Origin of the sequence: Puniceibacterium sp. IMCC21224 (assembly GCF_001038505.1) — a bacterium.
GTDB lineage: Bacteria > Pseudomonadota > Alphaproteobacteria > Rhodobacterales > Rhodobacteraceae > Puniceibacterium.
In genome coordinates, this window is the sequence record NZ_LDPY01000009.1 from 22970 (window position 1) to 36203 (window position 13234).

Annotated in this window: 19 protein-coding genes and 1 pseudogene; 19 read left to right on the top strand and 1 reads right to left on the bottom strand. The window is 57.4% G+C overall.

Translation table 11 applies throughout. From position 1 onward, the window contains the following. Positions 1–123: 123 nt before the first annotated feature. From IMCC21224_RS26230 to IMCC21224_RS29115, 14 genes and pseudogenes are all read left to right on the top strand, one after another. Positions 124–453, top strand: a complete 330-nt coding sequence (locus IMCC21224_RS26230; RefSeq protein WP_156178457.1) for a hypothetical protein — start codon at positions 124–126, stop codon at positions 451–453. Beyond that, entirely contained in the window at positions 450–695 is a 246-nt protein-coding gene (locus IMCC21224_RS26235) for a hypothetical protein (protein WP_047998502.1), read from the top strand. The genes IMCC21224_RS26230 and IMCC21224_RS26235 overlap by 4 nt, the downstream gene beginning before the upstream one ends. Beyond that, entirely contained in the window at positions 692–874 is a 183-nt protein-coding gene (locus IMCC21224_RS26240; protein WP_047998503.1) for a hypothetical protein, read from the top strand. Before IMCC21224_RS26235 ends, IMCC21224_RS26240 begins: the two co-directional genes overlap by 4 nt. Before the next feature lie 112 nt (positions 875–986). Next, positions 987–1208 carry a hypothetical protein gene (locus IMCC21224_RS26245; protein WP_047998504.1) on the top strand — a complete coding sequence of 74 codons (222 nt, stop codon included), beginning with the start codon at positions 987–989 and terminating at the stop codon, positions 1206–1208. Then, complete coding sequence (locus IMCC21224_RS26250) at positions 1205–1477, top strand: hypothetical protein (protein ID WP_231582249.1); 273 nt, start codon at positions 1205–1207, stop codon at positions 1475–1477. The genes IMCC21224_RS26245 and IMCC21224_RS26250 overlap by 4 nt, the downstream gene beginning before the upstream one ends. A 42-nt stretch (positions 1478–1519) precedes the next feature. Further along, complete coding sequence (locus tag IMCC21224_RS26255; RefSeq protein WP_047998506.1) at positions 1520–1942, top strand: hypothetical protein; 423 nt, start codon at positions 1520–1522, stop codon at positions 1940–1942. Between the two features lie 25 nt (positions 1943–1967). Next, positions 1968–2168, top strand: a complete 201-nt coding sequence (locus IMCC21224_RS26260) for a hypothetical protein (protein WP_047998507.1) — start codon at positions 1968–1970, stop codon at positions 2166–2168. A gap of 24 nt (positions 2169–2192) precedes the next feature. Beyond that, entirely contained in the window at positions 2193–3176 is a 984-nt protein-coding gene (locus IMCC21224_RS26265; RefSeq protein WP_047998508.1) for a DUF2303 family protein, read from the top strand. 56 nt (positions 3177–3232) lie between these two features. Next, entirely contained in the window at positions 3233–3409 is a 177-nt protein-coding gene (locus IMCC21224_RS28145) for a hypothetical protein (RefSeq protein ID WP_156178063.1), read from the top strand. Beyond that, positions 3406–3561, top strand: a complete 156-nt coding sequence (locus IMCC21224_RS28150) for a hypothetical protein (protein WP_156178458.1) — start codon at positions 3406–3408, stop codon at positions 3559–3561. The genes IMCC21224_RS28145 and IMCC21224_RS28150 overlap by 4 nt, the downstream gene beginning before the upstream one ends. Positions 3562–3616: 55 nt before the next feature. Further along, a pseudogene (locus tag IMCC21224_RS29105) lies at positions 3617–3751 on the top strand (helix-turn-helix domain-containing protein); the annotation flags it as partial. 23 nt (positions 3752–3774) lie between these two features. Beyond that, on the top strand, positions 3775–4764 hold the full coding sequence (locus IMCC21224_RS28790; protein WP_047998509.1) for a site-specific integrase: 990 nt from the start codon (positions 3775–3777) through the stop codon (positions 4762–4764). 56 nt (positions 4765–4820) lie between these two features. Beyond that, positions 4821–5321: an HNH endonuclease gene (locus tag IMCC21224_RS29110; protein WP_369796079.1), complete on the top strand. Its 501-nt coding sequence runs from the start codon at positions 4821–4823 to the stop codon at positions 5319–5321. A 37-nt stretch (positions 5322–5358) separates the two neighbouring features. Beyond that, positions 5359–5676, top strand: coding sequence for a DNA methyltransferase (locus IMCC21224_RS29115; protein ID WP_369796077.1), 318 nt, complete (start codon positions 5359–5361; stop codon positions 5674–5676). Between the two features lie 225 nt (positions 5677–5901). On the opposite strand, the gene IMCC21224_RS26280 is transcribed toward IMCC21224_RS29115, so the two are convergent. Beyond that, positions 5902–6768: a TIGR01459 family HAD-type hydrolase gene (locus IMCC21224_RS26280; RefSeq protein ID WP_047998485.1), complete on the bottom strand. Its 867-nt coding sequence runs from the start codon at positions 6766–6768 to the stop codon at positions 5902–5904. A 404-nt stretch (positions 6769–7172) separates the two neighbouring features. Here IMCC21224_RS26280 and IMCC21224_RS26285 point away from each other — a divergent pair, with 404 nt between their 5' ends. The 5 genes from IMCC21224_RS26285 to IMCC21224_RS26305 all read left to right on the top strand — a co-directional run bounded on the left by IMCC21224_RS26285 (position 7173) and on the right by IMCC21224_RS26305 (position 12751). Further along, on the top strand, positions 7173–8387 hold the full coding sequence (locus IMCC21224_RS26285) for an alanine--glyoxylate aminotransferase family protein (RefSeq protein WP_047998486.1): 1215 nt from the start codon (positions 7173–7175) through the stop codon (positions 8385–8387). Further along, a complete protein-coding gene (locus IMCC21224_RS26290; RefSeq protein ID WP_047998487.1) occupies positions 8384–9151 on the top strand; it encodes a CDP-alcohol phosphatidyltransferase family protein in 768 nt (255 codons plus the stop codon). Before IMCC21224_RS26285 ends, IMCC21224_RS26290 begins: the two co-directional genes overlap by 4 nt. A gap of 34 nt (positions 9152–9185) precedes the next feature. Beyond that, entirely contained in the window at positions 9186–10007 is an 822-nt protein-coding gene (locus tag IMCC21224_RS26295; RefSeq protein ID WP_047998488.1) for a sugar phosphate nucleotidyltransferase, read from the top strand. An 819-nt stretch (positions 10008–10826) separates the two neighbouring features. Beyond that, positions 10827–11483, top strand: coding sequence for a hypothetical protein (locus IMCC21224_RS26300; protein ID WP_047998510.1), 657 nt, complete (start codon positions 10827–10829; stop codon positions 11481–11483). Continuing rightward, entirely contained in the window at positions 11411–12751 is a 1341-nt protein-coding gene (locus IMCC21224_RS26305; RefSeq protein WP_047998511.1) for a GEVED domain-containing protein, read from the top strand. The genes IMCC21224_RS26300 and IMCC21224_RS26305 overlap by 73 nt, the downstream gene beginning before the upstream one ends. Positions 12752–13234: the final 483 nt, after the last annotated feature.

Genomic DNA, 13234 nt, shown 5'->3' on the forward strand with positions numbered 1-13234 from the left:
TCATAATGTTCACTTTCCCTAATTGGCGTCAACTGATTAGGCATGGACAAATCGTCCATTTATGATTTGACAATGGACGTTTTGTCCACAATTGTTACCCCATCACCCCAGATGGAAGCACCCATGCACCCCACCCCCGACCAGATCCTTGAGGCCCGCGCAACCGCGCTCAGTCCGACAGACGGCGACCGCATCATTCCCGCTGTGCTGCAAAACGCCTGGTTCACTCTCAAAGAGGCGCAGGGCCATCCCGTCACCCGCGCCGCGACCCGGCGGATCGCCCGACCTCTGTTTGACCAGTTCACCGGCCCGCCCGATCCCGGCCCGCACGGATTGATCCAAGGCGCCAACCCGATCGACACCGCCCGCATCGCCGCCTTCCCGGCCACCCGCCGCGCCATCGACGCCCTGCGCGCCATGCGCCCCGCCCCCACCGGCGGTGACGCAGCATGACACAGCCCAGCCCCCTGCACGACGATGCAACCCGCGCCCGGGCCAACTGCCTGCTGATCATGGCGCACGCTCTGGTGGCCGAGGCCGATCGGATTGCCGGTCTTCTGGCCGAGGTTTGCGACCTGGACCCCAGCAGCGACCAAATCATCGATGCGATTTGGAACCAGACCGAGGTCGGCACGGGCATAATGATCCTGCGTGGCGACCTGCCGGTCCGTCCGGACGCGGAGTTTATCCAATGACCGGCCCCATCCGCACCCCCGAGTCGCTCGATGATCCACTGATCACCGGGGCCGAGGCCGGGCGCGGCCCGATGGACGGGGTCGCGGTTTCGGTTCTGATCATCCTCAGCACCATTCTGGCCATCGCCGCGACGGCCTACGCCGTCCTGCGCGCCATCGGATCCGGGATATGGATCTGATATGCCACAACCGCAGCAATCACTGCCAACCTCCTCCCTGGGGTGCGCTGCGGCACCTGCCGGGGGCCTTGCGCCCCCGGCTCTTTCTTTCCCCACCAGACCGGACCCCCACATGACCGCCACCACCACTCACACCGACCCAACCGGCGGTCAGCAGGCGGGCACGGACGCGCTGTTTTACGCCCGCGCCGTGCTCGCCGATTTGGTGCATTTTGACGACGACACAATCCGGCTTGCCTGCAAATTTATCTGGAACCATCCGGACACCGGCATTGAGGAACGTGACAACGCCGTCGCCATCAATCACGAACTCAGGTCGAGGGCGGCGCAGTGACGGGTCGCATCCCATTCTCCGAAATGCCCGCGCCAAAACAGGCTGGCATCCTGTGCAATGATCCCCGGTTTCAGACCTTCGCGGCGCTGCGCTGCGGATTTCCCGGCGGACAGTTCAGCGCCAGCGCCGCCGCCGAATACCTGCGCACGGTCTGTCGCATCGCCAGCCGCACGGCGCTGACCACCGACACCGCCGCCCGCGCCCGGTTTCAGGCACTGCACACCGATTTCGACGCATGGACCGGACGCATCGCCGCCCCGCGCGACTGACGCAAACAGACCGCCCCTAACCACGAAAGGACCCCGAACGTGATGACCAAACGCAAAGACACAACCGCTCTCGCCAAGGCAGAGCCGCACGACCCATACCGCATGCGCACGCTGGAACAGATCCTTGCCCTGTTCGACGGCGGCGATTTTCTGGCCGAGGTGATGGCCGGTCACAAGCAGTTGCAGCACGACCTGCTCGACCACAATGAAGAGCACGGCCCCAAAGGCTGCCAGGGCAGCATGACGATCCAGATCAACTATGCGCTCGGAAAATCCGGCGATGTGGGCATGGGCGCAACCGCGACATTCAAGGCGCCCAAGAAACCACCCAGCAGCGCCGCAGCCTACATCAACGAGGACGGTGAACTGACGCTCTACAACCCGTTCATGGCCCGCATGCACCAGCCCGTCCGTGACGCAACCGACTACGACCCCGAAACCGGTGAAATCCGGGACGTGGACTAACCCACCCCACGATAAGGAACACCTCATGAAATCGGACATCGTAGAACTATCCGTGCAGTTTCAGCACCAGACAGACGGCGCAGTATGCGTGCGCGCCGTCGAAGGTGGGCCGGATATTTGGGTGCCAAAATCGCGCTGCGAGGTTCTCCAATCTGATCCCAGACGCGGCCATTACATTCTTCTCACGACCGACGAAACGACAGCGACCGAGAAAGGTCTCGTCTAACTGCCTTTGCATAGGAACCCCACCATGACTGACTTTCCAACCCTTCAGAACCCCGCCGAAACCATGCGCGACGCGATGGAAGACATCGGCCACCACGACCTGATCAAAACGCCGGACGGCCATGTCCTGACCACACCGCACCTGATCACCCTTCCCGAAAAGCGCACGGTCCAGGATCTGACATCCCACCACCGCGCTGCCGCGGAATACCTCAAACCCGCCCGGCGCAAGGGCACTGCGCATCTGTCCGACCTGGGCAGCCTGATCACCTGGGCCAACCGGTTCAAGGGCGAAACCTCAGTTCTGTTTGGCAAGCCGGACCTGACCGCCCCGACCCTGACCTGCGTCGCCGACTATCACGCGAACGGGCCGGTCGACACCACGGCGCCCGGCGGCGATCCGACCGCCCGCCATTGCCACCACCGCGCGATCTACAATTTCCCTCTGTCCGAGGAATGGAAGGCGTGGATGAAGATTTCCGGCAAGGGTCTGGAAAAGGATGAGATGGGCGAGTTCATCGAAGCCAACGCCAAGGACATCATGGATCCGACCCCGCCCGTCCTGACCCTCAGCCAGAACGACAAGAACAAACCGTGGGAAAACCGCCTGATCGAGACCGCGCAGAATATCGAGGGGCGGTATGGCCAGCTCAGGCAGTTGCTGGCGATGTCGCGTCAGTTCACCGTCTTCGAAAGCAGCGACCTCAAGGTCAGCACCAACCGCGACACTGGCGAATCCGAAATCCAGTTCCTGAACGAACACAAGGGCGCGGATGGCAAACCGCTCAGCCTTCCCAACCTGATCATCATCGCGATCCCGGTGTTCCTGAACGGCGCGCCGTACCGCATGCCGGTGCGGTTCCGGTACCGCAAGAGCGGCGGCTCGGTGAAATTCATCCTGTCTGTCTACAACCCCGAAAAGGCATTCGAAGCCGCCTTTGAGGAAGCCGTGAACGCCGCAGCAGACGCCACCACCCTGCCGGTGCTCATGGGCACCCCCGAAACCTGATGCCTCTTTCTGCCCATCGGCAACGGTGGGCAGCGACGGACAACAGGACATTTCACATGCGAGACACCTTCGACTTCCCAGCACCGCCATTCCAATCCCGCCGCCCGACCGGCACGCCGATGACCAAAACCGAACAGACCCGCATGTGGGGCAACAGCGTCTGCCCACCACAGGCAGACGCGCTGGTCCGCGCGAATGCAGCGCATCTCGCAGCAAAGGAGATTGCAGCGTGACCCAACTCAACATCAGCGCCGCGCTATACGCGGCTGGCCTTGTTTCGCCATTCATGCCTCAGCCGCCCGTGCGTCATTCGCGCCGCAGATCCAGCGGCAAGGATCGCGCCAAGATCAAGGCCGCGCGCAAACAGCGCCGGAGGGGGAAGTGATGCCCACCGCGCGACCGTTTACACCTGACATGCTGGCGAGGCCCCCATGCAGATGATGTCACCCGCGCAGATTGCCAAGACACTTGATGTCTCGGTGCGCACTGTGTCACGTATGTGCGCCAAGGGGGAGATCCCTGCGCACAAGGTGAGGCACCAATGGCGGGTTGATCGTCGCGATTTTCTAAAGTGGCTACGTGAGGGAAAAAGTGGCGCATGGCGACTGTTTACAAGCGTGGAAATACCTACTGGGTCCGCTTTCAATGGCGCGGCCAAGAAGTCAGGAAATCGGCTAGAACAACTGTTAAGCGCGAAGCCCGAGAATATCTCGCGCACATCCAAGAGCAATACCGCCGGATAGACCACGGTGGCCGTCCGAGGGTGCCGTTTTCGGAAGCCGCAGCAGCGTACATAGAGGAACACGTTTCAAGCCTAAGCGTCGATTCGATCCGGTTTTATCAAAGCATTGTCAGGGTCCTTAACGAGGAATTCGGGGCCTCTTATCTTGATGAAATTACCCGGAAAAGGCTGACCTCTTTTGAGGTGGCTCAGGCGAAAAGAGTATCGGCATCACGGTTGAAACATTACCGGGCTGCGATGTCTGGGCTATTCAGAATTGCCCTGAGACATGAGTGGGTCGATGCCAATCCGTGCAAATTGCTTGATCCAATTCAAATCAATAATGAAAGAGAGAGGTTCTTGACCGCAAACGAATGGGATCAGCTTAAAAAAGCATTGACCGAACCATATCGCAGCATTGCGGAAATCTCCATACTTCGGGGCATGAGGTGCGGCGAAATATTGGCGATGAAATGGGTTGATGTCGATCAGCATCGCGACCTGATTACGATTCCGAAAGGCAAAGGAGGAAAGCGAAGGGTGATCCCCCTGGAAGAAGCCGCCCTGGTTCTTGATCGCCAGCCGCAGACGGGCAACCTAGTGTTTCCGGGCAGGACGGGACGGCCCATGCGCGTGGATGCTGTCTCGCGAAATGTGAACTCAGCCGCAAAAGGCTGCGGCATTCGGGATTTCACGTTCCACGACCTGCGGCACACGTTCGCATCTTGGTACGTCCAGAACGGCGGCGATATGTACCCATTGCAGATCATCCTTGGGCACAAGGGACCGGCGATGACACAGAGATATACGCACTTGCGGGTGGACGATTTGAGAAATTTCCGCACAAAAACCGGCACACTGCACTAGAGACTTTTCAAGGTAATACACTGATTTAGCTTGATAAAAGTAACATGTTTGAATTCATGCCAGAGAATTTTAAGTCTCCTGTGTCTACCATTCCACCACGCGGGCAACCAGTTGGTTTCGCTGCGAAAAATGATGGTGAACACCCCGAAATCCGTCAGACAAGGCGGCCACAACGGCCACAAGATGTCGGCACAGTCACACAAAACCCGGCACAGCAAGAAATATCTATCCCGCTTTGGAAGCTAAGTCCAGATTTTGAAAGGTACTTTTGGGGGCCAGTGGGTAGGTCGGGCGAGAGCTGGGAATGGCAGCTTGCGTCGTTGGGGCGTGGGTATGGTCCGGTCCGACTTCCCAGAAACCGGGCACAATTCCGGGCACACCAAATATCGTATGCTATGACGACTGGAACCGACCCCGGCCCAATGCTGGTTTGCCACTCCTGCGACAACCCGAAATGCGTTCGTCCCGCCCATCTGCACAGTCTGGAGCCGCGAAAACAGATTCAACGAGCCAAAGAGCAACCCCATCGCATAGAGGACGGCGTATATGGGATGTGAACTGATCCATGGGAGCTGCATGGAGGTGCTTCGAGGCATGCCGTCTGAGAGCATCGATGCGGTGGTAACCGACCCTACGTACGAACAGACCCCCTTGGCTTGGGACCGATGGCCGGATGGATGGCCGACAGAAGTTGCGCGAGTGCTCAAACCCACCGGATCAATGTTGGTGTTTGGTACGCTGCGGATGTTCCTTGACCGACGCGACGACTTCCATGATTGGCGGATGGCACAGGACATCGTCCAAGAAAAGCAGAGCGGATCTAGCATGCTCGCCGATCGCTTCCCCCAGCCCAAAGCGGCCCTGCCCACCACACCAGACCCTCGGCGTGAGGTCAGTCACGTCCGGCCCTGACCTGCCGTTCGCTTCATTGCCGAGCGCTGCGGTGCAGCTTCACCAGACCGGCCATTCGTCCACCGTGCAGCATTTTCGGTGGGTGAAGGTCGGCAGAGCGGACGAAGTGTGAATTCGCTGCAGTTTTACCAATGGTGGGTTTCGTCGCATTGCGACCGAAGTGAGCAAGGTGAAATCGCTTGCGACTACGGCTAGCAAGAGTGATCTCGGTTCTCTCTTCTTCGTTCAGATCCAGCGCAAATGGTCGCAGATACCGGCAAGCTCGAGGTCGGAAAACTGATGTCTGATCAGGCCATAAGTACGCGTTAATGTCTCGGGGGTTTTCATGTCACCCATGTCGGTGGCATGAATGCCGCCCGCAACAAAGTAAGCGGCAAATCCGTTCTGGGCAGCGCCTTTGATATCTGTCGGCAAGCCATCACCCACAACAAGTATTCGACTTTTTGAAATCGTGCGCCCCGCAATGATGGTCATTTGCGTCAGGGCCGCTTGATAAATTGGTGCCTCTGGCTTGCCCGCATAGGTGACTTTGCCGCCAAGTTTTGCGTAGAGCTGCGCGATTGATCCCGCACAGATCACTATGCGGTGACCGCTTCTCACGACCAAGTCAGGGTTGGCGCAGATCATATCGATTGCATTGCCCCGCATTTCCCGCAATAGCGGTTCATAGATGTCAGCGCTTTCAATCCCGTCATCCAGAGGGCCGGTCAGTAGACACAGCTTGGTGTCCCGACTGCCGACCAATGGGTGTGTCAGGCCTTCCAAGATAGACTGGTCCCGCACCGGGCCGAAGTGAAACAAAGGCGTGTCGGGCCGCTTTTGCAGCAGCGATGTGGTCACATCGCCTGATGTGACCACGGCATCAAAGGCTTCGCGCGGGACGCCAAGTCGCGCCAGTTGCGGATAGATAACATGGTTGGACCGCGGAGCGTTGGTGATCAACACGACTATCCCGCCCTGTGCCCGATATCTGCATAAGGCATCTACCGCGTCCGGAAAGGCGGCAACGCCGTTGTGCAAGACACCCCAGATGTCGCAGAGTATGCCGTCATAGTGTGGTGCTAGATCACTGAGTGGCATGAGTTTGGCCATAAGACCCGTGGACTACGGCCCGGCACGCGCCCAGTCAAGCGCCGCATAGGTCGCTTGCTATTTGCGTTTTTGCTCTGTAATTATGCATCTTCGCGATCAGTCAGGATCGCAGACAATACGCGACAAGGTTACCCGCTTCGGCGCAACTTGCCTGCCTACCACGACATTTGAATAGGTTTTTTAGGCCGACGGTGCGCTGGTTTTCAGCACGCAATGATGTCCAATTCCACGAGATGTGTGGAGTGAAGTCTTTTTCAGAACCGCCTGCGTTCAATTTCCGGACGCCATATTCCACGGCATCTTTTCAGGCTGTGTTTTCGAAATCGATTTGTGCCCTCTCGGTGTTCACGCGCGTTCCTCGCACGTGGAGATATCATGGGCGTAGCGGCTTTGTGTCCAGGCACATGAGGTCGAAGAAGATTGAACTTGTTTTGGACAAATACCTGCTTTTCACCCCCGGCCCCGTCAATGTGGCCGCTTCCCTTCGCAATGCGATCTGCAAAGAAGACATCTGCCACCGCGAACCCGACTTTGATGGTCTATTGGCGAGCATAGAACAAAAGCTGCTTTCGCTGTTCGAAATTAAAAAACGCGACCGCTACCGCGCCGTTGTTATCACTGGCTCAGGGACTGCCGCAAATGAGGCGATCTTGTCCTCTGTGGTAGGGACCGGCGCGATTCTGATCCTGTCGAATGGCGAATTTGGGGAGCGTTTGCATAAAACCTCGCTCATTCACAACAAGCACACCTATCTACTGCAACAGCCTTGGGGAATGCCTTTCGATCCGGACCAGATCGCGACCTACCTTGCTGCCCATAAGATCGATGCAATCGCGATGGTCCATCACGAGACTTGCTCTGGGATGCTGAACCCGCTCGCTGCGATCGGTGCAATGGCGAAGGCCCATGGCGCGATCTTTGTCGTCGATGGCGTCAGTTCTGTCGGTGCCGAAGTCGTTGATATGGAAGGTTGCAATATTGCCTTTTGTTCTAGTTCCAGCTCCAAGGCCATCGGGTCATATCCCGGACTTTCATTCGTGATCGGGCGCAAGAAACAGTTCAAAAAGCTGAAACTGCATGCCGCCAAGACAACATACCTCAACCTCGCGACGTTCTACGGCTTTCTCAAGCGACATAGCCAAACACCCAATACGCCTGCTGTTCCGCTTTTTTTTGCCTTTGATCAAGCGCTCACCAACATTCTGTCCGAGGGCGTCGCCAACCGTTTCGCACGGATACGGGCCCGCGCGGGCCAGCTTCGGCTGGGTATGCGAAAGCTTAATCTTGAGTTTGTTCTGGATGAAGAGGACATGTGCGCGATCCTGACGACAGTCAGGGTGCCCCCGTCGATCTATATCCGGGAATTGCGAGACAAGCTGCGCGAGAAATCAATTATCATCTACGAGGGCAAAGGCTGTTTTGCCGGGAAAGTCTTTCAGGTTGGCAATATCGGCGAATTATCTGATCATGATATTCAATTCTTCCTCAGCACGTTGAGGAGCGTGTTGCTAGAACTGCAGGCAAAAGCCGTCGACGGTATCGCCCCTATCAGACCGATGACCGCCAAACCAACCATTCAGGCACTTCCAAAGCCAAAGTTGGCAAAGATCCTATCATGACTGATAAGATTACGCGGCTTTGGACGACAAAGACCAAAGAGGACGAATGGTGGTCTTCGTTTGTCACCGCGCCATTAGGGATCTTTGCAAACTATTGGGCCGTTGATATTCCGGCGATTACGCCAAACCGTCTCACCGCCGCATCCTTTGCGGTCGCTGTCGCCGCGACCTTGTGCATTTTGATCGGCGGTTTTGGCTGGTTCATGGCCGCGGCTATCCTGATCCATCTTAGCCACATTCTGGATTGCATGGACGGCCAAATGGCCCGCTACAGAAAAGTGTCGTCACCGGTCGGTAGCTACTTTGACCGTTTAACAGATCAGGTCCAGATCACGCTATGGTTTGGGGCGGCTGGTTATGCTGCCTATGCGCAATCGCTCAGCGTCGTGCCGGTATTCCTCGCCCTGATCGGCATCGCGTTCTATGGGCTGCGCGGCTATGTGAAGTACATCGCGCTCCAAATCGAAACCGCGCTTGATCCCGAATATCCCGCAAGAATGGTACACCTGAAACGGCAGGAACCGGTGGCCGGTTTGGGCTTTGGCGTCGTGGCAAATGTTAAATGGCTATTGAAGGAACAACCAAAGATTCTGGCATTTGACGAAGGCGTGTTCATCTTCATGCTGTCAGCGGCGCTCATTTTTGACCAACTCACACCAATGCTGTGGATTTTCGCAGCAAGTCAGGTGATTTGGGGAACCCTAAAATCATGGCAGCGCGGCAAGAATATTGACGCAAACCAAAAGAGCATCATCCAGAAATAATCCCCCACATCGCTAATGAAGTCAGGACAAACTCATGAATTACGACAACAATCGCCCACCCATGGCCGTTATACTGGCCGCTGGCATCGGCTCACGGCTCAGCCCTTTAACGGACAAAAGCGCAAAAAGCCTCCTGTCTGTTGGAGGCTCTGTCATCCTGGAACGTATGATCCGCAATTGCCTAAGCTGCGGGATGTCTCAATTCGTTTTGGTGTTGGGCCACCGTGCAGACGAGATCAAACAGTTCGTTGATAAAACGTTTCGCGGAATCCGCGTCACATATGTGATCAATGACCGGTATCGTGATACCAACACAGGGTATTCGCTGATGCTTGCGTCAACCGTTGTGGGAACTGCCGAGTTCATCAAATTCGATGCAGATGTAGTGTTCGACACGAAGATCCTGCGTGCATTGGTGGACAGTGAATTGCCCAACGTCCTGTGCATCGACCGCAACATCGCGCTGGCCGATGAAGAGGTGAAAGTGATCACAGATGATCAAATGCGGGTCCGCGAGATTGGTAAAACAGTCGACCCCAAAACGGCACTCGGTGAGTCCATTGGAATTGAGAAAATCAGCGCTTTTACAGGCCCACTGCTATTTGCCGAGTTGAAAGAGATGATGGAAAACGCAGGAAATGCGCAGGAGTATTATGAAGCGGCCTACGCGCGGCTGATCGCTAAAGGGATGCCTTTTCATGCGCTGGATATCACAGGGATGAATTGGACCGAGATTGATACGCCTGAAGATTTTGCAACTGCAAACGCACTGTTTGGCACACCAATCGCGACCGTATCGCGCGGGCAACAACGAGCATTGGACGAAGCGCGTACAAACCCGCGGCGTTCAATATAGGCCCATGGAAGGATTCATCGCGCGTCCATAACTGGCGCGTGATGTATATTCGCGCTGGCAGTCATCTCCAGTGAGTGCCCGACTTGCCGCGGCAAAGGACTGCAATAGGTGCTTATCGTTCCTTGATGCACGTTTCAGCAACAAGCACATTGGGCTCGAAGCCGCCTTGCGGCGGTGCGGCAGCACATCCGCAGCGAAATCACATGAGATCCCGGTTGCCCGATGGCAGCTGTCAGCCCTTCCACGACATTTGTGCCTGGCGCAGCATGACGCGGGGCTCCGACACGAAGGGCGGAAACCGGTCATTCGCTGCATGTCAAACAAGCCTTGTCTTTTTCGAAAACCGAATGAAAACCTGCTACGTTCTAATGTTGTCTGAATTAATCTCGGTTGGCCTTCATGAACCTCTATCCTTAAGAGATCGAAGTCATACCAATGGGCAGGGACCGATTAGATTTTCCGTGATAATTAGATCTTGGCAGGATTGACGAGGCACTCGCCTATTTCGCTGGTCGCACAATAAATGAGGCTCCCGGTTCAGAATTTTGTAACGGAATACCAAGTAGACGTTTTTTAATATTGCCCAACCTATCATTGCGCTGTTGTCCCGGACAGCCACGGTATCGACCGTAGCGGGGTTTGAACTCAGATGGATCGCTCAATTTCATATTGCTGGCCTGCCCAGAGGTTGCTCCGTCTTTTCAAGGCGGTGCGAACGAAAGTGGTTGTTTTTCTGTTGGCGTTTTTTTCGCTATCGGGGGCTGACGTGGCACAGGCGCAGGAGTCTTGTGGGCTGCCTGCGTGTTCGCAGGCCCCCGAATGGCCAGTGTGGAATCCAGCGAGTCAGAGCTGTTGGGCCCCATCCTTTCGGGGTTGCTTGGCACCGATGTCGGCCTGAGCGTTCTGGATTGGAATGCGATGGCCGGTGCCAACATTGATCTTTTGGGCCTTCTTGGTGAAAACGGGCAGGATGTCACGGTTTCTGATCCGGGGCAGATCGCCAATGTTGACCTGACCCTGCTGGACCTTGTCCAAGCCTCGGCCGCAGTTGCAGAGGCTGATGGTGATACCGCGTTGGTGAACGCCTTGAATGCCCTGAGCGTGCCGATCGCCGAGCTGAACCAGACCATCAATCTGGCTGACCTCATCACGATCGGCTTGCCCCAAGGGTCTTTGGCGACGCTGGAGCTGAATGCACTGGACCTGATCGGTGGGGCGATCCAACTTTACAACTATGAAAACGTCGTGACCACGACACAGCCCATCGCGCTTAACAACGCCATTCTGGAACAATTCGGCATTGGCGGAGCAGAGATATTGCTGCAGGTTGTCGAGCCGCCCCATTTCGAATGCGGGGGGCTGGAACGCAGTTCCATACCTCGACCGTGCGCGCGAAACTTTCCGTGGATCTGGCCGATATCGAGCTGGATACCGCTGTGCTGGACGGTGCTCTCGGCGCACTTGTCGGGGGGCTGATCGCGACAGATGTCACTTTGGGGGACGTTGATCTTTATTTCGAATTCGGTCGCGTGGACGGCACGATCCTGTCGGCCGACCCCGCGACGAAGACGGCCAGCGTCATTCTTGCGCCCAGTGCAATCGACCTGTTTCTGGGCGGTATCGACGACGCCATATTCTTCAACCGCGATCGGCCGATCGCGCAGTCAGATGTCGACTTCGCGACCGTTGCCGAGCTTGACGTCTCCTTGTTTGGAGGTCTGGTTCAGGAAAGCGCGGGCGTGCGGGTGAAATCCTTTGCGCAGAGCGCGCCGCAAACAAGCGAGACGTTGTTCTTCTCGCCACCCTATCCGCAAAGGCAGGCCATCGGGGATGGCGCCTCATCGTTCAGCGATCTCATCGGAACCCTTGCGGAAAACCTTGACGTGGAAGTTGAAGACAGTCTGGGAAATCTGGTTGGTCCGCTGATTGATACGACGATCGAACCTCTGGTGGGGGATCTGGTCGGCGGTCTGTTGGTGGATGCGATCTCTCCGATTCTGGACCTTACCGTTGATCCTCTACTCGGGTTTTTCGGCGTCGGGATCGGAGAGGCGGAAGCGTCAATTTCGGGGGTGACGTCAATCTGCACCGACTACGCGGATTGCCCGGTTTCAGGCCCGGCACCCGATGGCACCGCAACGGCGAATTACGGCAGCCCTTACCATCTGATCTATGAGACGTTGTTCATGGGCTCTGCCGTGCCAGATACGGAGTCGGCGCCGCAGACAAACGCGACGGCCACCGGGGATGACGAAAGCGGGATCGACGACGAAGATGGCGTTGTTCTGCCGCCCTTGCCCGTTGGCACGACCCAGACCGTCGAGATCAGCGTGAGCGAAACAGGAGGAGAGGCCGGATATCTGCAGGCCTGGATCGACTGGAACGGAGACGGCACCTTCGGGGCGGGCGAACAAATCGCAAATGATGTGACCTCAAACGGGGCCGGGGTGATTTCGCTGTCCGTGGTTGTTCCCCCCAACGCACGGCCAGGGGCCAGCTTCGCGCGGTTCCGCTGGTCCACGCAAGCCGACCTGGATCCCATCGAGATTGCTCCGGACGGCGAGGTCGAGGATCACGCTGTCGCCCTGTCCGGGACACCACGCCCAGGCTTTCGGGCCAGGTCATTGCCGACACCGGCGCAGGAAACGGCAGTGCCCATGACGGTGCGCTTAATGGTGGCGAGGCGGGCTTGGCAACGGTATCGGTCAGGATCGAGACGCCCGAGGGGCAGACCATCGCGGTGACGATGACGGATGACCTTGGCAATTGGTCCGTAGATCTTCCACCTGGTTTCGAGGGGCCTGCAATCGCGAGGGTGGTGGTGCCGGACGGCATGCTGGCGATCTCCGAAAGCACTTCAGGCTCGCCTGCGATCGTGCCATCCCCGCCAAACGATGGGCGATTCTTCTGGACCTCGCGAGCGACAGCATCGTGAGCAACCTTGCCTTGGGCCTGATCCCCGTGCCGCGGCTGTCCGAAGATTCCGTCACCTATACGCAATCGGGGCAGATCGCCGTTCTCCTTCACGACTACGTTGCAGGCAGCAAGGGCAGCGTCACGTTTTCCGTCGAAGACCTGAGCCTTCCATCCCGAGGGCGCGGCCAGTGTTGCACTGTTTCATGACGAGGATTGCGATGGCACCCTCGGAGCTGTCATTTCCGCACCCTTTGCCGTGGAAACTGGCGACCGTATCTGCATCCTGTCGCGCGTTGCCACGGGTTCTGGAT